We start from the raw sequence: 24,314 nt of genomic DNA, 5'->3' as shown, positions 1-24,314 counted from the left end.
ATTTATGACATATCTTGATTTCTTTAATGGGTCAGAAAAACAAACATGACTTCATTTGAGCCAAATCAGAAAATTAAAGAGAGTATAAAAATGAACCAGTTTGTAACAAACACGAATAATATTATTCGTGGAAAGTATCATCCGGAATTTTTGCAGCATGAAGTCTTGGCCGATATTTTTGTCCATACTGCACAAACTCTTCCTGATAAAACGGCTTTAATTGAAGCAGATAAAACGTTGAGTTATGGTGAGTTATATCAGCAAGCCTTAATTATGGCTCAGCATTTGACGATAAGGGGGGTAAAACCTGGTCATATTGTTGGCTTATGGTTGCCTCGTGGTATCGAGCTTTTAAAAGCTCAATTGGCGATTTGTTTAAGTGGTGCAGCATGGCTTCCTTTTGATATGGATACGCCAGCGGACCGTATTGCGGTTTGTCTTGAAGATGCCGACGCTGTAGGGATGATTACTACAGATGAATGGTATGCGCATTTAGATGAAGTACCACAAACAAAGTGGACCAATACCGAACTACAAAAGCCACTCAGTGAAAACATTCCTTTAGCTAAAACGACTCCAGAACAACCTGCGTATATTATTTATACATCAGGTTCAACGGGTAAGCCGAAAGGGATTGTGATTACCCAAAGAAATATTTGTCACTTTTTACGTAGTGAAAATAATGTTTTGGGTATTCAAGAGCAAGACAAAGTCTATCAAGGCTTTTCTGTTGCTTTTGATATGTCGTTTGAAGAAATTTGGCTTTCTTACTTGGTTGGCGCAACATTATGGATTGCACCTAAGTCGCTTGTGAGTGATCCTGAACGTTTATGCCAAACATTAAAGCAAGAACAAATTACAGTATTACATGCTGTACCGACATTACTTGCTTTATTTCCAGAAGATGTACCTAACTTAAGAATTATTAACTTAGGTGGGGAAATGTGCCCGGATTCACTGGTTGACCGTTGGGCATTACCTCATCACAAAATGTTTAACACTTATGGTCCAACTGAGACTACGGTTACTGCCAGCCTTGAGGCGTTAGAGCGTGGCAAACTCGTCACGATTGGTAAGCCTTTACCAAACTATGGCATGTTGGTCATTAACGCTGAAAGAGAATTATTGCCGCAAGGTGAAACAGGTGAGCTCTGTATCTTTGGCCCAAGTGTGGCAGAAGGATACTTAGGTCGCCCTGACTTAACCGCTGATAAGTTTATTCAAAACCCGTGGGCAGACGGTCCAGATGAACAATCGCTCTATCGCACAGGCGACTTAGCTAAAATTGATGAGTTTGGTCAAGTACATTGCTTGGGACGCGCGGACGATCAGGTCAAAATCCGTGGTTTCCGTGTTGAACTTGGTGAAATCGAAGCTGCGCTTTGCGATATTGAAGGTATTGGTACTGCGGCAGTTATTCTTCGTCCAGAAGACGGTATTGATCAGCTTATTGCGTTTATTGCGCCAGAAATTGATGCAAAGAAAGCAATCGAAATTAAAGAACTTCGTCATAATCTAAGCCAACGTTTACCACCTTATATGGTGCCAAACCGTTTTGAGATTATTGAAGAAGTTCCGCGTTTATTGTCAGGAAAAATTGACCGTAAAGCTTTAAAAGCACGTCCACTTACGAGTGTGATTGACCGTAGTGAATCTGACCAACCGCAAAACCCAGCAGAAGAAATCTTATTTGGTATTTTGAATCGCTTGTTCCCAAACATGCCGATTAAACTCGATTCAGATTTCTTTGACGATTTAGGCGGCCATTCACTTTTAGCAGCTGTTTTAATATCGAACTTGCGTGAACACCCAGAATATAGCCATCTGACTATTCAAAACTTATATCAAGCGAGAAGGGTGGGTGCGATTGCAGCACTCATGCTAGAGCAACCAACGCCGACTGTGTTTGATAGCCAGATTGGACAAGATAACCCTCGTAACCAAACTTATAAGTGGTTATGTGGTATTGCACAGTTCGTTACCATTCCAGTTTTAATCTCGATTAATATCTTGCAGTGGTTAGCGCCATTCTTTACCTATCATTATTTTACTGGTGGAACACGAGACAGTATTCCGAATGCAATCGCGATGTCTTTATTGGTTTACATCAGCGTAATTATTGCCAGTTTTGTTGTTTCAATTTCTGTAAAACGACTATTAATGATGGGCGTTGGTGCAGGGCAATATCCATTATGGGGATTAACCTATTTCCGTTGGTGGTTAGCAGACCGTATTAGCAACATTTCACCAGTCTATCTTTTGTCAGGCTCGACTTTACTTAACTTATATTTGAAAGCGCTTGGTGCGAAAATCGGCCATGACGTGACGATTAGTTCAGTGCATATTCGTATGCCGTCTTTACTTACTGTTGAAGATGGGGTGAGCATTGGCTCTCAAGTAAACTTAGAGAATGCCAAAGTCGAACATGGTCACTTGGTTTTAGGTTCAATTCACTTAAAAGAAGACAGTTATGTGGGCTCTTATGCTGTATTAGAAGAAAATACAGTGTTGGAAAAACAAGCTCATGTAAATGCGTTAACTTCAATTGAATATGACACAGTGGTGCCAGCTGGAGAAATCTGGGATGGTACACCTGCGAAGAAAATCGGACATGTAGACGATCACGATAAATTACCAGAGCGTCCAAAATTATCGTTTATTCGTAAAATTGCAGAATATGCATATTATGGAATTAGTGCGTTAATTATTGCGTGTTTGTTCTTTATTCCAATTTTCCCAAGCTTCCTTTTGGTCGACTGGTTAGATGCAAACGTATTTAATATTAACCCGAATGAACATTTACAAATCGCACTGTACTACTTCATTTTAGCGATTCCAGCTAGTGCAATGATGATGATGATTACTGCTGTGATTTCTTCAGTCATTCGTAAAGTTGCATTGCCTCGTCTTGAAACAGGAACGTATGCGGTTCATGGTGGTACGTATTATCGTAAATGGTTTGCATCTCAAATTTTAGAGACAAGCTTACAAACTTTACATGGCTTGTTTGCTACCATTTATGCGCCAACATGGTTCCGTATGCTCGGTGCAAAAGTAGGTAAAAATACTGAAATTTCTACCGCAAACGGTGTTATTCCAGAAATGCTGACTTTGGGTGAAGAAAGCTTTATTGCCGATGCTGTAATGCTAGGTGATGAAGAAATCAAAGGCGGCTGGATGACATTAAAATCTACGACTATTGGTAACCGTAGTTTTGTCGGAAACAGTGCGTATATTGCTGATGGTACTGTGTTGCCAGACAATGTCTTGATTGGTGTGCAATCTAAAACACCTGATAACGTTGAAATGTACGATGGTCAAACTTGGTTTGGTTCGCCACCATTGTTATTACCTGCACGTGAAGCTGCTGAGAAATATCCAGATCATTTAACATTCTTACCAAGTATCAAACGCCGTTTAATGCGTGGTTTTATTGAAGGCCTTCGTGTTGTATTACCTGCTGCTCTTGCGATTGGTGTGGGTTATATGATCGTGCTTGAGATTATTGATGTTATTAACAAATACAACATTCCAACTGGTTTGTTGGCTTTAACGCTTGCTGGTTTGCTCTATGGCGTAGGCTGCTTCGTTATTGTTGCGCTATTGAAGTGGATTTTGATTGGTCGTTATGAGCCACGTTCAGCTCCTATGTGGACCATGTTTGTATGGTTAAGTGAAGGGATCACGAGCTTATATGAGTCAGTTGCGATTCCTAACTTCTTAAACTACTTAAGAGGAACGCCAATGTTGCCATTCTTCTTGCGTATTTTAGGTGTTCGTATTGGTAAAGACGTCTATATGGATACGGCTGATATCACTGAGTTTGACTGTGTAAGCATTGGTGACCGTGCTGAGTTTAATAGCTTCTCGGGCCCACAAACTCACTTGTTTGAAGACCGTATTATGAAAATCGGACAAGTGAATATTGGTAACGATGTTGTGGTAAATACACGCAGTATTATTTTGTATAACGCCAACGTGAGCAATCATGCCGTGTTAGGTCCATTAACATTGGTGATGAAAGGTGAAAATATTCCGGCTAAATCTGCTTGGATTGGTTCACCGGCTGTGCCTTGGGTTCATAAATAATTAATTGTTGAATTGAAAAAAAGCCTCTGTAGAACAGGGGCTTTTTTTGTATTACATATAAATCTTATTATATTAAATAGAGTCAATATTATTAGAAATTTCATTTAATTCGATTATGGTACTTTGGTCATTTTCAATATGTTTATAAAAATATTGATCTTTTGTTTGGAAAAAGATATCAAAACTACGGCTCATTAATGAATCTACATGACTTTGTTTTATATAAATTTCTGAAATATAGTAATCAACCCAATCTTCTATACGATCAAATGAAGCACGAGGACGTGGATTAGTATAAAGATTTCTTAAATTTTCCGAAATATTTTGAATATTAGGATTAAAGAGCCAAATGATGAGATCATTTTCTCTAAATTCTGATGTTTGATAGATACCTGATTCTTCAGTTGGTTCTACAGAAAAAAGTTTTGCTCCATTTTTACTATAACTAGAATACAGGATTTTAGATAATTGAATCTGTTCATGGCATCCTATTTCCATTTCTCTAACTTGTTTTGAAATATTTAAACATATGGGAAGCTTTTCAATTTCAGAGTTAAAATTATTAATGAAAAGATGAACTGCTTTATCAATGACATAATGCTCACCTACACCAGTAATAAACCCACTGTGCCATGTATATAGTTTAGAGTCCAAATATTCCTTATATTGATCTAAGCTTTTATATTTTAAAATTAAATATTTATTGTCTATTGCAACAACAATACTATCTTTTAGTTGAACAGCAATAAGAAAAGTCATATTTATAAAGATAATTAAGTTATGCTAAGATTGATTTTATCTATAATAATATAAATGGCAGAGTCATGGCGGGTGGTTCACAAATTATAATTTCCTCTGATGGTATTACTATAAAAACACCAAAAGAATTTAAAGTATTTGCAGGACAGCATATTTTTTCTGGGCCATCTGTGGCTAGTTTAAAGAGTACTCATATACAGCATTTACTACCATCAGATGAGTTAACTCCTAAAGCTAAAATCACACCAAATATACACTTTCCTATAACGGGAGTTCTTGCTCGGATAGAGAGATTAGATGGGAAAAAAATAAATTCAACAGATAAATTGATGATTAATGGAACTCCATTAAAGGAAGTATGGATTAGTGAAAATGGAGTGGCTTACTTTATTCCTCCTAAAAATATACCCCAAGTCAAAAGTATTGAAATTAATGGGGAATCATTGAATTTAGAAAAAAATTTAAGACAATTTCATACAAATAAAGAAGGAATTGATTCAATTTCTGAACAAGTTGAAATACTGAATGAAGCTTTAACTGAGCATAAGAAACAGTTTTCAAGTAAAAATAAATCTGATGTTATTGTTATGCAAGGTGTTTTTAGGTATAGCCTCATTTTGGATTATATTGACCAATTGGATTGGGATTATGAAAGTCAGAAGTATTTATTGAGTAAAAGGTTAAATTTGAAAGTAGATTTTTAAATGAGGAATAACGATGTCTCCAGTAGAATATAAAAAGGAAAATGGCCTTCATATTATTAAAATTACAGGAAAATCTCGCTTAACTCCTATTGTCCGCGATGGTGAAGAACTTTTTAGTGCAACTGTGCAAAGAGCACAATCAAAAGCGAAATTAACGGTGTGTATAAATGGTTGTTGGTATGGTTTAACAGATTCAGGAAAAGCGGATGCATTTGTTGGACACGATCCAGTTCCAAGTGCTGATACATTAAATGAAGGTTTTGCATTATTAGGTACCGGAGCTTTACATGGTCATAGCGCGCCTAATATGTTTTATATTGCTCAAAAACTAGATTATACATGGTTTATGGGACAAGGAGATTTAACAAAAAATCGGGGTTATTACACGGGTATTGGTGGATTATGTCCTTTGGTTTTTAAAGGGCTAAAATATGGTGATGGTAATTTATATAGTAAAGAATTACCAAATGCGAAGTTAACAGGAGAGCCTCTACCTGCCCATAAACCTTTTTTGACTCAAAGAAATAATAATAGATATGCTGCGCTTTCACGTTTAGACAATAGAACAGGGCGAGGAGGAATAGGATTTACACCTACTGCTGATATTGTGGTGATTGCTCAAGAGCATGGTGTAGGATCGGTTTCTTTTGATACCTTTAGAGATACCTTTATTAAACATGGTTGTACAAATGCCTGCGCTGTAGATGGTAGTGATTCAGTGTTTTTATGGTATGACGGAGGATTTAAATTTATGTCAGCAGAGAATAAAGATGAAACACAAACTTTTGGTATTGGAATAAGAGCAGAAACCTAATGTTAAAAAAAGCTTTATTTAGTCTAATCATTTCAGTTTTAGTATTGCTCTCAATTTCATTTGTAGATTTGTATTGCACGCATACATCTTTTAAATTATTTAAAGTTTGGTTAGTAGAATTTAACGGAATTAATAATTATTTAATTTTTATTAATAATTTTTTAATTAATTTTTTAATTGTTTTCTTAATTATTTCTCTAATTGTATATTTTGTAAAAATTAAGAATAGTTTTATTTATATAGCCTTAGTTTTGCTATGCATTTCACTTGGGAATTTTTTTATGAAAACATCTATAAATTTAACTATGGATAGTAGAAAAGAGGCTCTATCAGGTAATTTGGTTGATAAAAGTTTAGCTTTTTTATTGATGCATAAAAAAGTTGATTGTGAAGACTAAAATATTGTTAATTTTAGAAATTAAAGTTGATTTAAAGCTAATGTATGAATTTATGAAGATGCGTAATTATTTATTTTTTTAATGTTTTATATAAATTTGCGATGTTAAGTTAATAAAAAGCCTCTATAAACAGAGGCTTTTTTATTATGTGTTGTAAGCGAACTTATTTATTCAGTTGCCATAAATGCTTCATGATAAGTAACTTCTCCTGAGGGAATATGATTAGTGAAGCTTATAGCTTGAAAATATTCATTCGGTACATTAGGTAAATTTAAATCTGGGTATGATTTAAAACCAAATCGACTGTAATAATTTGGATCACCTAATAGAACGCAACCTTTTCCGCCCAACTCTTTTAACTTTTGCAAAGCTGCATTCATTAAAAGAGAACCTATGCCAATTCCTTGTTTCTTTGGACATACAGAAATAGGGCCTAGACCATACCAACCAGTTTCACCTGACGTGATTGTAACTGGTGAAATAGCCACATGACCTACAATTAAGTCACCTTCTATAGCAACTAAAGAGATCGTGAGTTGCTTATGTTCCCGAAGGCTATTCACAATAAATTGTTCAGTATGACTAGAATGCTCTTCATTTAAGAACGCGGCTTTCGTCAACGCTTCGATATTTTTAATATCTTCGGGTTGTTCATCTCGAATTATAATATTCATATTTTCTTTCTCTTAATAAATAGCAACTTATATCAACGATTGTCTAGTTGAGGGCGGACAGTCTGGAGCCCTAACAATGTAATTTGATAAGGCTGGCTATTTTTAGACTTGATTAAACGTTTTGCTTTTAGCTTTTTAAATACATCTAAGGAACAATCAGATAGCACGAAACCTTCTCGTGTATAGCATTCAACAAAATAGACTGTGCCTGATGTATTACGTTGGTATTTAATATGTCCGCCTTTGGCAAGGACATGGAGAGTTCGTTGTTCGAACTTTGAAAGATTCATGTTGAAGCCTTGATAATAATCAAACGTGCAAATAGAAGTGATCAGAAACATGACCACAGAAAAATTGCGACATTGATAATCAACTCAATAATAAAAATTGAGAGTGATTATCAGATGATTACTATCTCCAACATATAAACCTCTTTTAGAAGGGGGATACTTTTATTCAAAGGATATAACTGTATATATCACTTAATAACAAATGTTTTTTATATTCATAGACCTTTCATTTATATAAAATCAGGCAACAAAAAATTATGTATGAGTTTTAGTAAATGAAAAAAACAATTTTAAGCTTAATTTTCGCTACCTGTGCAGCTTTTTCAAATAGTATTCAAGCAGAAGAAGTTTATTATCAACTAGAAGATATCGCTTATGCTTTTGAACTAGATTCAATCGAATTTTATTTGCCGAGTAAAAGTAAATTTAAAATTACTGCTACCAGAAAACTAGTTGGCGTACCTGAAACAAAGTTTTATACAGGTGATTTTGATAAAAATAATATCGCACAATTTCATATGGCTTTTGACTGTTCACACAAGACGATACAGATTTTAGACTTTATGATTGGTGATAAAAATAATGGTGAACTTAAGTACAAGAGCGATAAAAAGAGTGAAGTAATGAAAGCTACGGGTGAGAATGATTTAGCTATGCTTAATTTAGTGTGTGAAAATGCTAAGGCTATAAAATAGTGTCTGTGAATTATAAGGCTTGTTTTTAATACACATATATACAATTTTCTTGGCGACCCACCTTTGAAAAAATGAAGTTAAAGATTTAACAATTATGATACCCGTACAGACATTCTCGGTTTTTGCAATTTTTCTGTTGTTTATTGCTCCATTGATTGGTGTTGTACTAACACTAGGTTTAGTGGTGAAAGCACTATTGTTTTGGCGAAAGAAGGCTCAAAAGCCTGTGAGGTTTTTTTCTCAAAAAACATTATTTATTACGCTAGTGGCATTAATATGTGACCTGTGGGCAGGTTATTTATTTTATATGACTGAATCGGTAAAGTATGAGATTGCTCTTAAGCAGCATTACAAGGAACGTCGCAGCCATTTCGTTTTATCTCAAGATGCACAATATGGCGAACTGTTGATTCCTAAAGGGAGTTTAATTAGTCGTTACGATGCTTTTGACAACGGCGAGCTACAAGTACCCTTTAGCTTACGTGGATTAGAGGCTGTACGTTTTCCTCATCCTGTACAAGTCGCAGGAATGTGGGTAACTGCGATGGAGCCTCCTCGAATGGAATTGGCATGGGATCAGCAAATAGGTCCAGTTATGCGCTTTGATGCTAAGGAAGAAAATGGCTATGGTAAATGGGTTTACGATACGAAACGTCCTACCATCGCTTGTTCTCGTGGAGACATCGTGCTACTTGAAATTCCACTTATTGATCATGATATTGCAAAAGAATTTGGTAAACCTGAGCCAGATGGAGCTAATGCTCGTTTTCGACCGAGTGAGTGGGGTGTTCAAGAATGCGAAAAAGGTCAGGGGTCAATTAAAGTTAGTCCTGCATATACTGGGGTTGCACCAAAGAAACCTTGGTTCCAATTTTGAGATAGTTTTAGTAAATTTTTAGTTCTACATCTATTACTAATATTTTATTAAGGATTCTCAAGAATCTTTTGAAAGATGATAATCTCAAAGAACCAAAATTAGTAAAAATAGAGAATCAAATGAGCCAATTTCCTAATGATGCAACAGGGGATGCTTTAAGCGCATTTAAGAAAAATGGGTTTGATTTAACAAAGCCGATGGAAATAGATTTCTTTATTGCAATACCTTCAGAAGAGATTGGAGAAAAGATTTCTACAGAGGTTAAAAGATTAGGCTGTAAAGCCAGCGTTGAGCAAGATGATGTTACTAAGGAATGGACTTGTTATTGTACGAATACAATGATTCCATTTTATGATGACATTATAAAATTCGAAGAAGATCTAAATAATATCGCTACTCAATATGGTGGTTATACTGATGGTTTTGGTTCGTTTGGTAATGTTTGATTAATTTTTAATAAATTATAGGTTCAAAATTATGAAAATTAGTCAAAAGCAAATAGATGCTGTAATTGCATTAGAAGGTGCTAAAAGATATAAGCATTTCATAAAAGTTATTGCCGATACGCAAGAAGTTTGGGGCTTATACAAGGATGGATGGGCTTTGGCTGGAACAGAGGATAATCAAAAAGTATTTCCTGTATGGCCCGCGAAAGAGTATGCCGAGTTATGTGCTGAGCATGAATGGGGAGGATATGAAGCTGAGCTGATTTCTTTAGATGACTTCATGAATGAATTGTTACCTACATTAAAAGATGATGAGGTATTAATAGGTATTTTTTATACTCCTTTAAATAATGGTGTAACTCCAGAGATAGAACAGGTACTAAATGATTTAGAGCTTGAATTGGAAAATTATTAGAAAGATACGATCTAGCCTCCTTAAGTGAGACTAATTTCTAAGAGCAGTTATTCTATGAAAGAAGCTAACATTGTAATGAAAGCCAATTTTTAAGATCATTTAAGAAGGTAGGCCATATCTCTTCTAGCTCTAATTTAGCTATACCTTCTAAAGCCAGATATAACTCATCATCATAATAATTCATAAAATCGTATAGATCTTCATCTTCAGCAAATCTAGATATCTTTATTAATATTGCAAATAAATTAGAAATGAATTCTATTGAATATCCGATAGAGGGCGTTATCTCTGTATATTTTTTTAATATTTCATAAAGAATTTTTTTCTTAAGAGTAGGTTCTACATTAGTTTCAGTAATACTAATATTATTAAAATAATCTAAGATTTCCTCATCTTTAGAGAAAAAACAAATGTCTAAAGCTAATAGATCTGCTGGGTTTTTGTCTAATTTATCTATAGCCCATTTTTGAATGTCTTGAGCAGTTTTTAAGTTTAATGTTAATTCCAGTTTGAGCTGAAACTTCTCTGCATCATTCATTTCATATTATTCACTTCACTTAGAATTAATAGAATATACCTTATACAAAGAGTCTGTCATAGGGTGGAAGTTTTCTCTATATCCCTTTTATATATTCTATTCTTTCCTACTTAAACTAATATATCGATATAAATTTCATACCTTTATAAACCCCCATTTAACAATAACTCACCTATTATTTATCCTTACTTTTTAATGATCTAATTTAAAACAAATGTCATTTTGTGTGCTTGACTGCAAAAGGGTTGGGCACTATTCTTTGCCTGCTGGCCTACATTGCCAGTCGGTTTTAGCAGACCGTATATTATCTCCCGCATCAGAGCCATTCCTTCTGAGGAATACTCATATGTGGTAGCCACTCGTTCCTTTCCCGTAGCGGTAGGACGGGGAAGGGACACCTACGGGTGTGCTAGTTTGAGATAATACTAGTCTGCTAACCCTTTCTCGTTCTGCCACCATAATTCTATAAATGTCTGGCAGAACTCCCAATAAAAAGGAGTTGGCTTTGCACATCCATTATTTCTTGGCAACCTTTGCCAAACGCTATAACAACACGACTTAGTTTTTAACGGGTTTGATCGCCATGCGGCTGATTAGGCTTTAAATCGTCACGACTAAAAACTTGCAGCAACAATAAAACTTGAGATGTGCCAAGCACAGTCTTTATAGGCTTTGCTACGCCTTTTTTTCAGCTTTTAAAAAGTAAAAGGCTTTTATATCTCATTTATATACAACAAAAATTTAATTTTATAACGGTAAAACTATGCCAAATTTAATTCTCCCAACACGTGCTTTTGAGGTTATCAAAAAAGGGATCGATTTATTCCACTACGGTGGCTTTCACATGGTCGGCGTCGACAAAATTGTGAGAGAAACAGAAGTGAATAAAATGACGTTTTATAATTATTTTCACTCAAAAGAACGCTTCATTGATATCTGTCTAATTGTGCAAAAAGAACGGCTGCAAGACCAAGTGGTTGTAATGGTGGAGTACGACCATGACACAAGCACAATCGATAAACTTACGAATCTTTATGAATTACATACCAACTTAGAAGGGCAGTATTACTTATTATTTAAGGCCATTTTTGAAACTAAAAATAGTTATCCAAATGCCTATCAAACTGCGGTGAGGTACAGAACATGGCTGACCAATGAAATTTATAGCCAACTTCGATTACTCAAAGCTGATGTTTCTTTTACTGATGCCAGACTGTTTTTATATATGATTGATGGCGCAATTCTTCAGCTTTTAATATCAGATCAGGCCGATGAAAATGAGAGATTATTAGTGCGCTTTTTAAAGCAGTTTAAATAGAAACTAAAGACCACTTTATAATAAATTCCAAATTAAAGGCTTCCAGCTATTTATAATAAAAAGAACAAATAGGATGAAAGCCTAAAATTTGAATAACGACTTAGAATGTATTTTGAATAATCACATCGTCGTAAGGAAGTTTACCCACACGTGGGTAAGGTTCAGAAGCTGACTTACCAACTGCAATCATTAAACATACTACGTGGTCTTCGGGTAAGTTAATGAGCTTCGCCATTGCGTCAAAGTCAAAACCATCCATAGGGCAGCTATCTAAACCGTGTTCTTGAGCAAGTAACATGAGGGTTTGAGCAAAAATGCCCGCACTACGCATTACTTCGTCACGTTGGGTTTGTGGGCGGTCACGATAATACTGGTCAATTACACTAGCCATAATATTTTGAACTTCTGGAGTCGCACCATCCCATACACGTTTGGCATCAACTTCCCATGTATTTACTTTTGCACATAATACAATCAGTAAAGATGCTTCTGTAACTTGTGGTTGGTCCCAAGCAATGGCACGAATTTTTTGTCTTAACTCAGTGTCTTCAATAATCACTGGACGCCAATGTTGCAAGTTAAAAGCACTTGGTGCATTTGCTAAAACTTCTTGTAATAACTGCTTTTTGTTATCTTCAGATAATTCAAAAGAAGGGTCGAAGCGTTTAATTGCACGGCGCTTACGGAGAGCATCAATAACATTCATAAGATTTTCCTACTTAAGAGGTGGGTAGCAATACTAGTTAGCTTTATAACGTTGAGCTACTTCAGCCGAAGAAAAGTTTGGTAGTAAAGTGATACGTGATTTTTCAAAATTATTCCATTGATTTTCGTCTTTAAGCACAGGAATTGTAATTGTTTCTTTGCGATCAAAGCCGATTAGAGCAGCATCGACCAAATCATTGACATCCATTAATGGCGGAACTTGGCTTAAGTCGATGCCTGAACGTTCCCAAATTTCGGTTTTAGTGGCAGAAGGCAATACGGCTTGAACATGTACGCCATGATCTTTTAACTCTAAATGTAAACCTTGGCTAAAAAAATGTATGAAGGACTTAGTTGCCCCATAAATGGTAGAGCCAAATTCAGGGGACAACCCAACCACAGAACCTAAATTAATAATTGAGCCTTTACCTTTACGCACAAGTTGCTCAGAAACTGCATGAGACAACCGAACCACCGCAGTCATATTTAAAGTCATGAGTGTTTCAATTTCTTTAATATCCTGAGCTAAAAAGTTCCCGCTTAGTGTAATACCTGCGTTATTTACCAAAATTTCAATATCGGCATCGTTTTTAAGTACCTTTTCAATTTTAGTGATGTCTTGATCCTTTGATAAATCGGCCTGAATAAATTCGACTTGTACACCGTATTTTTCTTGAAGATCTTTTGAGATTTTATCTAAACGGGTTGTGTCTCGTGCAACCAAGATTAAGTTGTGACCACGTTGCGCAAATCGGTCTGCATAAACAGAACCAATCCCTGACGAAGCCCCTGTAATAAGTACTTTTGACTGAGCTGACATGTGATGTCTCCACGCTTTAATTTTTAGATGATGATCATAATCTAAAATAACTAATTTTTGATGTCAATCATAATCAATGTATAATTGTGACCAGTCGGGTAAATAAAAGTGGGTACGCCAACATGAAAGTCAGTAAAACTCAGGTAAAAGAAAACCGAGATAAAATTGTTGAAAAGGCGACTCAGCTGTTTCGTAGCAAAGGCTACGATGGGGTCGGCATTGCCGAGTTAATGTCTAGCGCAGGTTTTACCCACGGCGGCTTTTATAAACATTTCAGCTCGAAGACTGACCTTGTCTCAATTACCGTTAAACATGGGCTTGAGCAGGTTTTAAAAAGAATCGAAGGTTTAAACTTAACTCAATTTATTCAGCTTTATGTGTCCCGCACTCATCGAGATAATCGAGATTTGGGCTGTACCTTAACAGCGCTATCTTGTGATGCCGCAAGACAGCCAGACGAAGTAAAAGTCGAATTTGAAGAAGGCATTGAGCAACTTATTCAGTTCATTATGAACGAACGAGCCAAACAAGTTTCTTTGGAAACACCAGAGTTGAGAAAGCAAGCTATTAATATTCTTGCCCAATCTGTAGGGGCAATTGCCTTGTCTCGCGCATGCCCAGACCAATCAAACCTTAGCGATGAAATATTAGAAAGCTGTAAAGAGAGTCTTTTAAAATTAGCCGATTAAGCTTTTTTATCCTTTAAGCTGGTTTGGCTACATTGAATTAATCTCGCAATATCGACAGTTCTTTCATAAATAAGTTCTGCTGCATGTTCACAGGCCTGTTCTAATGTAATGGGGCCATTGGCGAGTGAAAAAGCAGCTGTAACGCCATGTTCATAAAGCGCTTGGTATCCTTCGCCTAAAGTCCCAGCAATCACAATCACAGGAACATTATGTGTTTTGGCAATTTGGCTCACCCCAAAAACAGTTTTGCCACTTAAAGTTTGCTGGTCAAATTTACCTTCACCCGTAATTACCCAATCTGCGTTAGCAATTTTATGTTCAAGTTGGTTTAGTTCAGCCACCACTTTAACGCCAGCTTTAAAGTCTGCATTTAAATAACTTTTGGCGGCAAAACCCAAGCCACCAGCAGCACCAGAACCTGCTTCATTTCGTTTGTCAAAACCTAAAAGCTCCGCTGAGACATCGGCAAAATGTGCAACCGCTGCATCGAGTAACTGTACTTGAGCAGGGGAAGCCCCTTTTTGTGGGCCAAAAATATGTGATGCACCATTTGGGCCACAGAGTGGATTGGTCACATCGGCAGCCAGTAAAAACCGTGTGTGCTGAATGCGTGAGTCGAAATGTGTTAAATCAATTTTGGATAGGTTGCTTAGAGCAAGTCCACCGGCGGGTAAGGCATTTTGGTTAGTATCGAGTAAAACTGCACCCAAAGCACTGAGTAAACCTGTGCCGCCATCATTGGTGGCGCTGCCGCCCACAGTTAAAATAATCTCTTTTGCACCTGCATCTAAAGCATCTAAAATGAGCTGCCCTGTGCCAAAGGTTGTGCTGTGGCAAGCATCACGCTCAGACGGTGGGACTAACTGTATGCCGCTTGCTTGAGCCATTTCAATGATGGCGATCTTTTGATGTTCTAACCATCCCCATTTGGCTTGAACAGGCTGACCTAATGGCCCAACCACGGTTTTTTCACGCCATTGACCTTCGCAGACTTCTAAAACAGCTACGATGGTTCCTTCACCGCCATCTGCCATTGGGCATAAAACAGTTTCTGCATGGGGGAAAACTTTTTGCCACCCTTTGGCAATGGCTTGCGCTACCTTCAAAGCAGATAAGCTGTCTTTAAATGAGTCAGGGGCGATCACAACCTTCATAAATGCTCTAATAAAGATAAGTTTCTCATTGTTTTATACTGCTTAATGCCAAAAAACCAGAGATAAACACATGTAAGTGTCAATTTTAAAACGCTTTCAAACTGTTAAAAATGAAACCCAATAATGTTTTTATCTGTAAAAATTACAGCAACTAAATTTTTAACTCATTGTTTTATATGTTTTTATATAAATAATGTGCTTGGGCTGAATGATTGTAATTGTAAATAATATGGCACATATTATAAGAACGGTTGAGCCGGCTTTTAGCATAGTGGCAATAATATAAAAAGCAGACTCTACTCATGGTTAAACAGCGGGTAGTTTTGATAAAACCATAATTAAATTGTGATTTTACTGAGCCTGTTGAGTGTAAAAAAGATAAGAGGATGAAAAAGTGGATAATTCAGAAGAACAAAAGCACATACAGGAAAATAATAGTTTTGCGCGAATTGAGCCATATACTCATCCTGCTGGCGGGTGGGGCGCACTGCTGAGTGTTGCTCGAAACCTAAAGCGACAAGATATTTTAGGCAAAGGCTCAATTACCTTACTCAACATTAACCAGCCGACAGGTTTTGATTGTCCCGGCTGTGCATGGCCAGAAAAGAAAGACACTCACGCATTTAACTTCTGTGAAAATGGTGCCAAAGCGGTTGCCTTTGAAGCAACCAGTAAAACCGTTACTCCTGAATATTTCGCAGGGCATACCGTCAGTTGGCTGTCAGAACAAAGCGATTTTTTCCTAGAAGACCTAGGCCGCTTAACCGACCCAGTTCGTTATGATGCTGCAACCGATAAATATGTGCCTATTTCGTGGGATGATGCATTTAAGCTCATTGCTCAACATTTACATGCGCTAGATAACCCAGACCAAGCGGCATTTTATACGTCGGGCCGTGCCAGTAACGAAGCCGCATTTTTATATCAATTATTTGTGCGAAGCTTCGGTACAAATAACTTTCCAGACTGTTCGAACATGTGTCATGAAACCACAAGTGTTGGCTTGCTCGACTCGATTGGTTTAGGAAAGGGCACAGTCACCCTAGATGACTTCGATATAGCCGATGCTATTTTTAGTTTTGGGCATAACCCCGGCACGAACCATCCGCGTATGTTAGGTACTTTGCGTGAAGTGTCTAAACGCGGCGGCAACATTATTGCAATTAACCCGATTAAAGAACGAGGCCTAGAGCGTTTCCAAGACCCGCAAGCACCGCTTGAAATGATGACCAACGGCAGTACGCCAATTAGTCGTTATTATTTCCAGCCTAAAATTGGTGGTGACTATGCACTCATGTTAGGGATGTTAAAGCATTTAAATGAGTGGGATAAAAAAGCACTTGCCTCAGGTAAACCAAGCGTTTTTGACCGAAACTTTATTGCGGTGAATACTGTTGGTTTCGATGAAATGATTGCCGAGGTGGAAAGAACTGAGTGGGCAGATATTTATAAGCACTCAGGTCTGTCACCTGAACATTTAGAAAAACTCTCTAAACTCTTTTTAGAGTCAGAGCGCTCCATTTTCTGTTGGGGTATGGGGATTACCCAACACCGCCACGGAACCGCTAACGTACATATGCTGGCAAATTTATTGTTGGCGCGTGGTCAAATTGGTAGACCGGGTGCAGGGCTTTGTCCGGTTCGTGGGCATAGTAATGTGCAAGGCGACCGAACCATGGGTATTAATGAACTGCCTAGCCCTAAATTACTCGATAACATTGACCGCGTATTTGGAATTAAATCACCGAGAAAAAATGGGCATGGTGTGGTCGAAACCATTAAAGCTATGGCTGAGGGCGAGGTCAAAGTCTTTATTGGTTTGGGCGGAAACTTTGCGGTCGCGACACCAGATACTCCATATACTCAAGAAGCGCTTAGAAAATGTGATTTAACTGTTCATGTCGCAACGAAATTAAATCGTAGCCATTTGGTGTGTGGTAAAGATGCACTTATTTTGCCATGTTTAGGCCGTACCGAAATTGATGAGCAGCTTCATGGCCCACAAGCGATTTCGGTTGAAGACTCCATGAGTAATGTTCACTTGTCGGCAGGGCGCAATACACCAATTTCTAAAAACATATTGTCGGAACCGGATATCGTAGCAAGAATGGCTGAAGCAGTACTTCCAGACAGTCAGATTAAATGGAAATGGTACATCGAAAGTTATGATCGTATTCGTGACTCAATTGCCGATGTATTTGATGAGTTCCATGACTTTAATTTACGTGTTTATAAACCGGGCGGTTTCCACCTAGAGCATCCAGCCAATCAGCACATCTGGAATACCAAGAGTGGTAAAGCGCAGTTTATGATTACACCGCTCAGTGAGGTTTATGCCGATAAGGAAAATCAGTACGCTGCGGCATATACCGAAAGTAAGGTATATACCTTAATGACCACGCGTTCTCATGACCAATACAACACGACGCTATATGGTCTAGATGACCGTTACCGTGGGGTGTTTGGTCAGCGCCGTGTGTTGTTTATGAATCAAGCCGATATTGATGAAGCGGGCTTTGAAGCCAACCAGTGGGTCGATATTGAAAGTGTGTTCTCAGATGGCGTGAAGCGCATTGTGCACAGCTTCCGTATTGTGCCGTATAACATTCCGCGCGGCAGCTTGGCCGCTTATTATCCGGAAACCAATCCTTTAGTGGCCTTAAGCAGTCACGATAAATATGCCAAGATTCCGGCATCAAAAAGTGTTCCTGTGATTTTGCATCCCGGAAATGCACCTGAGCATTTTAACTTGGCAACAGCTGTTGACCCTGAAGATGCAGATAGAAAAGTCAGCAGCCTTTAAATCTAAGACGATATTTAAAATGTAATTCAAATAAATGGCGCTCTAAATAAGCGCCATTTTGAAATAAAGGAAATAATTTTGACACCACATTCTTATGGGGTTGAAACATTACAAGTACAGCGGTTTAACAAAACCGAATCTGAAAATGTTTTAGATCATATTGTGCAAGAGTACCCAATCGCCTTGGTGTATAACGGTATTTCACATGCGGTGATGATGGCGACACCAACCGATGTCGAATTATTTGCCAAAGGTTTTAGTCTCTCAGAAGGTATTTTGACCAGTTTAAAAGAGCTATATGCACTTGATGTACATCAAAATGAATTGGGCATTACGGTGGAAATGACCATTTCATCGAGAGCATTTGCCGCATTAAAAGAACACCGCCGTATGATGGTAGGTCGTACAGGTTGTGGGTTATGTGGAATTGAGAGCTTAGAGCAGTTTCAGTTAGATGTTCCGAAAATTACAACGCATGCATCAAAAAATTGGCTTGAGCAAATTCCGAGTGCCATTTCCCATTTAAAAGCCCAGCAAGAAATTACCGCTTTAACAGGTGGCGCACATGCCGCAGCGTGGGTGGTTGATGGTCAAATCGTGGCATTATTTGAAGATGTTGGCCGCCATAATGCCTTAGACAAACTAATTGGTTATTTGGCGCAAGAAAACTACGACACCAGTTTAGGTTTTGTGGTGATGACCAGTCGGGCAAGTTATGAACTGATACGAAAATGTGCCCAGTTGAATATTAGCTTACTCGCTTCAATTTCAGCACCGACCAGTATGGCCATTCACTTAGCCAAACAATCTGGCCTCACATTGGCAAGTTTCTGTAGGGGAGACAGGTTTGTTTTATATACAGAAATTTAAAATATATCGTTCAATATGATGGGCTTAAAACGAAGATCATCTGACATTTCTGTTGCTTTTAAGCTAAGGATAGATTTTATAGATTATTATAAAACTCTAAAGGTTCAGAGTCTGTCCAAATGTCTTGGGTACAATCAATAAAAGAATGGGCAAAACGTCTAAAAAAACAAATTATTATGCTTTGGTTCGCATCAAGGCATCCTCAAATGCCGTGGTTACCCAAAGTGATTGCGGTCGTGGCTGTGGCTTATGCTTTTAGTCCCATCGACTTAATTCCAGATTTTATTCCTATATTAGGCTTTGTAGATGATGCCATCATTTTACCCATACTCATTTGGTTAGCGCTTCGTTTTACGCCTCAACAGGTTATTTTCGATGCGGAACAGCAAGCTAATGAATGGCTAGAAGAACATGAAAAAGGGCCACGAAATTATTTGGTTGCTGTACTTATTATTTTAATGTGGCTCACTCTTGCGGTGATGGCTTATTTTTATTTTGGTGGTGGTTTGTAGATGAACTACGCTTAGAAACCTTGTTGTAATTTAACGCCCCGAACATTGTGCTTTGCTACAACTCAAAGGATAATAACGTTTTTATAAGCTATGAGTTGCAGACAATGAAAATCGTCGCAGATGAAAACTTGGCATTTACCGATTACTTTTTTTCAGAATTTGGCGATATTCAACACCATGCAGGACGCACCTTAACGCACGCAGATGTGAAAGATGCTGAAGCTTTATTGGTTCGCTCAGTCACCGCAGTGAACGAAAGTTTAATTCAAAACACCGCTTTAAAATATGTGGGTAGTGCCACAATCGGAACCGATCATTTAGATATTCAAGCCTTAGAAAAACATGACATTACATGGGCCAATGCAGCAGGTTGTAATGCACAGGCGGTTGCTGAATATGTCATTACTGCTTTACTGCATTTAGATGTGAACCTTTTAGAACAACAAGAAAAATTTACGCTAGGCATCGTTGGTCTTGGCAACGTAGGTAAACGTTTGGCTCATATGGCTCGGTTGCTTGGCTGGAACGTCATGGGTTTTGACCCCTATGTGCAATTAGATTCAATTGAAAATGTAAGCTTTAAAACCTTATTGCAACAAGCCAATGCCATTTCAATTCATGTACCGCTCACCAAAAACGGTGAACATGCGACATATCATCTGTTTGACGAAAATGCTTTTGCAGCGCTTCAATCTGACACCATTTTAATTAATAGCGCTCGTGGTCCAGTCGTGAAAGAAGCTGCTTTAATGCAAGACATTCAACGTACCCAGCGAAAAGTGGTGCTTGATGTATTTGAACATGAGCCAGTGATATCAGAAGAACTTCTCAATATGTTGGCGTTGGCGACACCGCATATTGCAGGCTATAGCTTGGAAGGTAAGGCTCGCGGTACGCAAATGATTTATGAAGCGTTTTGCCAAAAGTTTGGATACGACATTAATAAGCGTTTCGAGACTCAGTTACCTACATGCGAAGACTATTTTTCAGGACATGATTTAAAAGCGGTTTTAAAGCAAAAATTAGCTCAAATTTATGATATTGCTCAAGATGATGCCAATATCCGTGCCTGCGTTAAAGACGGTAAAGTAGAGCAAAAAGCATTTGATTTATTACGTAAGAATTATCCGCTGCGCCGTGAATGGGCAGCACATGGGGGACCACAGGCATGAGTTTAAGTTATCAACCTACTTGTTCAATTGATGCTTTAAAGGCTCGTGCTAAGCTTTATACTCAAATTCGCCAGTTCTTTGCAGAACGTGATGTCATGGAAGTCGAAACGCCAATCGTTTCACAAGCAGGCGTTACCGATGTGCATTTGGCTTCGGTTCAGACTTTGCGTCATATTCATGGCAAGTTGCAGACTCAATATTTACAAACCTCGCCAGAGTTTGCCATGAAGCGTTTATTGGCAAGTGGTAGCGGGCCGATTTATCAAATCTGTAAGGTTTTCCGAGACGATGAACACGGGCGTAAACACAATAGTGAATTTACCATGCTCGAATGGTACCGTCCGGGTTTGGACTTAAAAGCGTTAATGCATGAAACAGCCGATTTATTACAAACCTGTTTGCAGCATCGTTTTGGGGAAGTTCGTCCGTTTATTTTAAGTTATAAACATGCTTTTCAGGACCGCTTGGACATTAACCCTTTGCAAGCGACTTTAAAGCAACTCAAAGATACTGCAAATCGTGTGGGATTAAATCTAGATCTAGGTGATGACCGCTTAGCTTATATGGATTTGTTGTTCTCTCATTTTGTTGAGCCAAGTTTAGGTTTTGATGCGCCTGTCTTTTTAACTGACTTTCCACCAGAAATGGCGTCTTTGGCAAAAGTGAAAGTAGATGAAGATGGGGAAGAGGTCGCAGCACGTTTTGAGGTTTATATTGAAGGCTTAGAGCTTGCCAATGCTTACGATGAATTGCTCGATGCAGAGGTGTTACGTTCACGCTTTGAAGCAGATAATGCAGAGCGGGCTAAGCAAGGGCTGCATGTCATGCCATTAGATGAGCACTTGTTAGCAGCTTTGCCTCATATGCCTGAATGTTCAGGAATTGCTTTAGGAATTGACCGATTACTCATGGTCGCAACCGATCAACTTAAAATTGAAAAAGTCATCGCATTTCCAGCTGAAATTGCCTGAGGGCGAGCAAATAAAAAAGCCACATATTGTGGCTTTTTTATTTGGAGCTTATTTAAATTAAGCTTGTTGAATACCTGCAACAACCCAGTCTTGCTGAGAGCCAACAGGTTTTACAAAGTGCCAGATTTCAGTAAATGGCTGTGGCAAGCTATTTAAATCTTCACTTACTGTACCTGTAAAGCGTACGCTCACAATGTATTGACCATTTTCAGTCGCACTGTCTACAACCATTGCATTTAAGTTACTAAACTCGGCAACGTCCTGATCTTGATTCTCCATGATGTCGTTATACATAGAGTTATAAAGTTCAGGTGTTAAATAGCGACGAATTTCTTCGATGTTACTTGCACTGTTAATTGACTGAATGTGGTTAAAACGCTGACGAGCAACACGTAAGAAAGAAGCAGGTTCGCTACCATCTGGTAACTGATTGCCATTACTTGTTGTTGCACCGCCAAACGGAGCTTGAGTTGCTGTACCACCACCAACAGACTGACCAAAAATATTGGTGTTGTCGTTTGAGTTAGTTGGCGCAGCTGAACGGCCAAATGTGTTTTGACCATTGCTGTTTGGAGCGTAAGGATTATTTGCTGCTAATTTTTTTTTCCCGCCAAATTTGCGGAATACAAAAAAGGCAACAGCAGCAGCAAGTAATACCCATAACCAACCTGGGATACCACCTTTCTTCTCTTGTTGCTGTTGAGCAGCTTGTTGCTCGTTGTCAGGCTGGGTTACACGTTGTTCAGTTGATGTTGGTTTGTCATCAGCTAAAGCATGTGCTGCAACAGCACCTACGGCAGCACCAGCTACACCAGCTGCAACCATTGAACCAACACCCGGACCAGATCTCTGAGGTGCTGTAGCAGGTTGTTGAACTGGAGCCACTTGACGAGGTTGTTGATATGACTGGCTTGAAGTGGTAGAGCGTGCCATGCCGTGGCTTTTACCACCACCTGCACGTTTTGCTTCAGCAAGAGGAGAAATTGCCAAAGCAGCCATTAAAATACCGGTTATCAAGCCGCGCTGGTGTACTTCCATAGGAAATTCCTGTTTAAAATTAATTTGTAATAGTATTTATGCAGCCATTTACACTAAATTTCAACTATAAAAATATGTTTTTTTATGTCAATTCATCGCTGAGCTGCATCGCTTCGGTCAGCGCTTCATGTAAGCGAGCAACAGCAATCACTTGAACCCCCGGAATCGCTTTTTGTGGGGCGTTGCCTCTAGGTAAAATGACATATTTAAAGCCATGTTTTGCCGCTTCTTTTAAGCGCTCTTGTCCATTTGGTACAGGGCGAATTTCACCTGAAAGTCCAACTTCACCAAAAACTGCAAGTTGCTGTGGTAATGCTTTGGTACGTAAACTCGAAGCACAGGCAAGTAAAACAGCTAAGTCAGAACCTGTTTCAGTAATTTTTAAACCACCGACAATGTTGACATAGACATCTTGTCCTGTGGTTTGCACACCACCATGACGGTGCATTACAGCAAGCAACATGTTTAAGCGGTTTTGTTCAAGACCAAGAGCGACGCGTCGTGGTTGTCCTTGGGCATCATCAACTAAAGCTTGGACTTCGACCAAAAGAGGGCGAGTTCCTTCACGGCTAATCATGACAATTGAACCGGGAATCGCTTCATCGTAACGACTTAAGAAAATAGCAGACGGGTTGGCTACTTCACGTAAACCTTTATCGGTCATGCCAAATACGCCAAGTTCGTTGACTGCACCAAAACGGTTTTTCACAGCACGAATCATACGATAACGTGAGTCGGACTGGCCTTCAAAATAAAGTACACAGTCCACCATGTGTTCTAAAACACGTGGACCTGCGAGTGCACCTTCTTTGGTCACGTGACCAACAATAAATAGCGCCGTGCCACTATTTTTGGCATAACGGGTTAATAACGCAGCAGATTCACGAATTTGTGAGACACCACCTGGTGCAGATTGGAGCGTTTCTGTGTAAAGCGTTTGGATTGAGTCCAAAATTGCAACAACAGGTTTTTCTTGCTCTAAAACTTCACAGATTCGCTCAACACAGGTTTCAGCCATGACTTTTAACTGGTCTGTCGGCAGGTCAAGGCGCTGAGCACGTAAGGCCACCTGAGATAACGATTCTTCACCCGTAATATAAAGTGCAGAGCTTTTTGCACTTGCCATGTGGGTTGCGGTTTGCAAAAGAATAGTCGATTTACCAATACCTGGGTCACCACCAATGAGTACCACTGAACCTGTGACCAAACCACCGCCAAGTACACGGTCAAACTCGCTAATACCTGTAGGTAAGCGGGTTTCATGAGAAACCGAGACTTTATTAAGTGTTGTGATATTGGCAACTTGGCCTGCATAGCCACCAATTTTAGGACGAGCGCGATGGGCTGTAGTAGGTTCAAGTTTGACTTCAGTCAGAGAATTCCATTCACCACACTCTGAACATTGACCGGCCCATTTAGGATGATCAGCACCACATTGTTCGCAACGGTAAACAGTTTTGACTTTGCTCATATTCGACTTCGGTTAGATAACTTCATAATCAGTAAAAATAGAGTATAGCAAAACGACACCCTGAACGTAGGCAGAACCCGATCATTTTTCAA

Annotated in this window: 24 protein-coding genes; 15 read left to right on the top strand and 9 right to left on the bottom strand. The window is 38.6% G+C overall.

The features are described from left to right. Positions 1 to 90: 90 nt before the first annotated feature. Positions 91 to 4,089 (top strand): delta-poly-L-ornithine synthetase PosA, encoded by a 3,999-nt coding sequence (posA, locus tag RMA95_RS02305; protein ID WP_311069482.1) that lies wholly within the window; start codon positions 91 to 93, stop codon positions 4,087 to 4,089. A 72-nt stretch (positions 4,090 to 4,161) separates the two neighbouring features. On the opposite strand, the gene RMA95_RS02300 is transcribed toward posA, so the two are convergent. Then, on the bottom strand, positions 4,162 to 4,848 hold the full coding sequence (locus RMA95_RS02300; protein ID WP_311069481.1) for a hypothetical protein: 687 nt from the start codon (positions 4,846 to 4,848) through the stop codon (positions 4,162 to 4,164). Positions 4,849 to 4,913: 65 nt separating this feature from the next. On the opposite strand from RMA95_RS02300, the gene RMA95_RS02295 reads away from it, so the two are divergent. Genes RMA95_RS02295 through RMA95_RS02285 form a run of 3 tightly spaced genes read left to right on the top strand, consistent with a single transcriptional unit; the run spans position 4,914 to position 6,764 of the window. Then, positions 4,914 to 5,552, top strand: coding sequence for a hypothetical protein (locus tag RMA95_RS02295; RefSeq protein WP_311069480.1), 639 nt, complete (start codon positions 4,914 to 4,916; stop codon positions 5,550 to 5,552). Between the two features lie 13 nt (positions 5,553 to 5,565). Beyond that, positions 5,566 to 6,366 (top strand): hypothetical protein, encoded by an 801-nt coding sequence (locus tag RMA95_RS02290; protein ID WP_311069479.1) that lies wholly within the window; start codon positions 5,566 to 5,568, stop codon positions 6,364 to 6,366. After that, positions 6,366 to 6,764, top strand: a complete 399-nt coding sequence (locus RMA95_RS02285) for a hypothetical protein (RefSeq protein ID WP_311069478.1) — start codon at positions 6,366 to 6,368, stop codon at positions 6,762 to 6,764. Before RMA95_RS02290 ends, RMA95_RS02285 begins: the two co-directional genes overlap by 1 nt. 167 nt (positions 6,765 to 6,931) lie before the next feature. Here the strand turns inward: RMA95_RS02285 and RMA95_RS02280 are convergent, their stop codons facing one another. After that, positions 6,932 to 7,438 carry an N-acetyltransferase gene (locus RMA95_RS02280; RefSeq protein ID WP_311069477.1) on the bottom strand — a complete coding sequence of 169 codons (507 nt, stop codon included), beginning with the start codon at positions 7,436 to 7,438 and terminating at the stop codon, positions 6,932 to 6,934. 32 nt (positions 7,439 to 7,470) lie between these two features. Continuing rightward, complete coding sequence (locus tag RMA95_RS02275; RefSeq protein ID WP_004885596.1) at positions 7,471 to 7,728, bottom strand: YjhX family toxin; 258 nt, start codon at positions 7,726 to 7,728, stop codon at positions 7,471 to 7,473. 275 nt (positions 7,729 to 8,003) lie between these two features. On the opposite strand from RMA95_RS02275, the gene RMA95_RS02270 reads away from it, so the two are divergent. The 4 genes from RMA95_RS02270 to RMA95_RS02255 all read left to right on the top strand — a co-directional run bounded on the left by RMA95_RS02270 (position 8,004) and on the right by RMA95_RS02255 (position 10,161). Next, positions 8,004 to 8,423 (top strand): hypothetical protein, encoded by a 420-nt coding sequence (locus RMA95_RS02270; RefSeq protein ID WP_311069476.1) that lies wholly within the window; start codon positions 8,004 to 8,006, stop codon positions 8,421 to 8,423. 136 nt (positions 8,424 to 8,559) lie between these two features. Next, complete coding sequence (locus RMA95_RS02265) at positions 8,560 to 9,300, top strand: hypothetical protein (protein WP_311069509.1); 741 nt, start codon at positions 8,560 to 8,562, stop codon at positions 9,298 to 9,300. A gap of 119 nt (positions 9,301 to 9,419) precedes the next feature. Further along, the gene (locus RMA95_RS02260; RefSeq protein ID WP_311069475.1) at positions 9,420 to 9,746 is read left to right on the top strand and encodes a ribonuclease E inhibitor RraB; all 327 of its coding nucleotides are present in this window, start codon (positions 9,420 to 9,422) and stop codon (positions 9,744 to 9,746) included. A gap of 31 nt (positions 9,747 to 9,777) precedes the next feature. Then, a complete protein-coding gene (locus tag RMA95_RS02255; protein WP_016804761.1) occupies positions 9,778 to 10,161 on the top strand; it encodes a DUF2750 domain-containing protein in 384 nt (127 codons plus the stop codon). Between the two features lie 64 nt (positions 10,162 to 10,225). Here the strand turns inward: RMA95_RS02255 and RMA95_RS02250 are convergent, their stop codons facing one another. Continuing rightward, positions 10,226 to 10,699 carry a hypothetical protein gene (locus RMA95_RS02250; RefSeq protein ID WP_311069474.1) on the bottom strand — a complete coding sequence of 158 codons (474 nt, stop codon included), beginning with the start codon at positions 10,697 to 10,699 and terminating at the stop codon, positions 10,226 to 10,228. A 763-nt stretch (positions 10,700 to 11,462) separates the two neighbouring features. Here RMA95_RS02250 and RMA95_RS02245 point away from each other — a divergent pair. Then, positions 11,463 to 12,017, top strand: a complete 555-nt coding sequence (locus RMA95_RS02245) for a TetR/AcrR family transcriptional regulator (RefSeq protein ID WP_311069473.1) — start codon at positions 11,463 to 11,465, stop codon at positions 12,015 to 12,017. 100 nt (positions 12,018 to 12,117) lie between these two features. Here RMA95_RS02245 and RMA95_RS02240 read toward each other — a convergent pair whose 3' ends face one another. Both RMA95_RS02240 and RMA95_RS02235 read right to left on the bottom strand, forming a co-directional pair. Then, positions 12,118 to 12,723, bottom strand: coding sequence for a nitroreductase family protein (locus tag RMA95_RS02240; RefSeq protein WP_311069472.1), 606 nt, complete (start codon positions 12,721 to 12,723; stop codon positions 12,118 to 12,120). 33 nt (positions 12,724 to 12,756) lie between these two features. Then, the gene (locus tag RMA95_RS02235; RefSeq protein ID WP_311069471.1) at positions 12,757 to 13,542 is read right to left on the bottom strand and encodes an SDR family oxidoreductase; all 786 of its coding nucleotides are present in this window, start codon (positions 13,540 to 13,542) and stop codon (positions 12,757 to 12,759) included. Positions 13,543 to 13,664: 122 nt separating this feature from the next. On the opposite strand from RMA95_RS02235, the gene RMA95_RS02230 reads away from it, so the two are divergent. After that, positions 13,665 to 14,231: a TetR/AcrR family transcriptional regulator gene (locus tag RMA95_RS02230; RefSeq protein ID WP_311069470.1), complete on the top strand. Its 567-nt coding sequence runs from the start codon at positions 13,665 to 13,667 to the stop codon at positions 14,229 to 14,231. On the opposite strand, the gene RMA95_RS02225 is transcribed toward RMA95_RS02230, so the two are convergent. Next, positions 14,228 to 15,385 carry a glycerate kinase gene (locus RMA95_RS02225; protein WP_311069469.1) on the bottom strand — a complete coding sequence of 386 codons (1,158 nt, stop codon included), beginning with the start codon at positions 15,383 to 15,385 and terminating at the stop codon, positions 14,228 to 14,230. The genes RMA95_RS02230 and RMA95_RS02225 overlap by 4 nt on opposite strands. Before the next feature lie 394 nt (positions 15,386 to 15,779). Between RMA95_RS02225 and RMA95_RS02220 the strand changes: the two genes are divergently transcribed. The 5 genes from RMA95_RS02220 (at position 15,780) to epmA (ending at position 21,713) form a co-directional block, all read left to right on the top strand. Then, on the top strand, positions 15,780 to 18,188 hold the full coding sequence (locus RMA95_RS02220) for an FdhF/YdeP family oxidoreductase (protein WP_311069468.1): 2,409 nt from the start codon (positions 15,780 to 15,782) through the stop codon (positions 18,186 to 18,188). A 78-nt stretch (positions 18,189 to 18,266) separates the two neighbouring features. Then, positions 18,267 to 19,058, top strand: a complete 792-nt coding sequence (gene fdhD / locus RMA95_RS02215; RefSeq protein WP_263614416.1) for a formate dehydrogenase accessory sulfurtransferase FdhD — start codon at positions 18,267 to 18,269, stop codon at positions 19,056 to 19,058. A gap of 119 nt (positions 19,059 to 19,177) precedes the next feature. Next, positions 19,178 to 19,570, top strand: a complete 393-nt coding sequence (locus tag RMA95_RS02210; RefSeq protein WP_209045448.1) for a YkvA family protein — start codon at positions 19,178 to 19,180, stop codon at positions 19,568 to 19,570. Positions 19,571 to 19,674: 104 nt separating this feature from the next. After that, a complete protein-coding gene (locus RMA95_RS02205) occupies positions 19,675 to 20,742 on the top strand; it encodes a 4-phosphoerythronate dehydrogenase (RefSeq protein WP_311069467.1) in 1,068 nt (355 codons plus the stop codon). Beyond that, positions 20,739 to 21,713, top strand: coding sequence for an EF-P lysine aminoacylase EpmA (gene epmA / locus RMA95_RS02200; RefSeq protein WP_311069466.1), 975 nt, complete (start codon positions 20,739 to 20,741; stop codon positions 21,711 to 21,713). Before RMA95_RS02205 ends, epmA begins: the two co-directional genes overlap by 4 nt. Positions 21,714 to 21,770: 57 nt before the next feature. Here epmA and RMA95_RS02195 read toward each other — a convergent pair whose 3' ends face one another. Together RMA95_RS02195 and radA are read right to left on the bottom strand one after the other, a co-directional pair. Next, entirely contained in the window at positions 21,771 to 22,751 is a 981-nt protein-coding gene (locus RMA95_RS02195; protein ID WP_311069465.1) for a TIM44-like domain-containing protein, read from the bottom strand. Positions 22,752 to 22,833: 82 nt separating this feature from the next. Then, positions 22,834 to 24,222 carry a DNA repair protein RadA gene (gene radA / locus RMA95_RS02190; RefSeq protein ID WP_304402689.1) on the bottom strand — a complete coding sequence of 463 codons (1,389 nt, stop codon included), beginning with the start codon at positions 24,220 to 24,222 and terminating at the stop codon, positions 22,834 to 22,836. Between the last annotated feature and the right edge of the window lie 92 nt (positions 24,223 to 24,314).

Origin of the sequence: Acinetobacter sp. V110_1, from assembly GCF_031798975.1 — a bacterium.
Classification (GTDB): Bacteria; Pseudomonadota; Gammaproteobacteria; order Pseudomonadales; family Moraxellaceae; genus Acinetobacter; species Acinetobacter nosocomialis_A.
The sequence above is the reverse complement of the archived record's forward strand: the minus strand, read 5'-3'. Positions and strand labels throughout refer to the sequence as shown.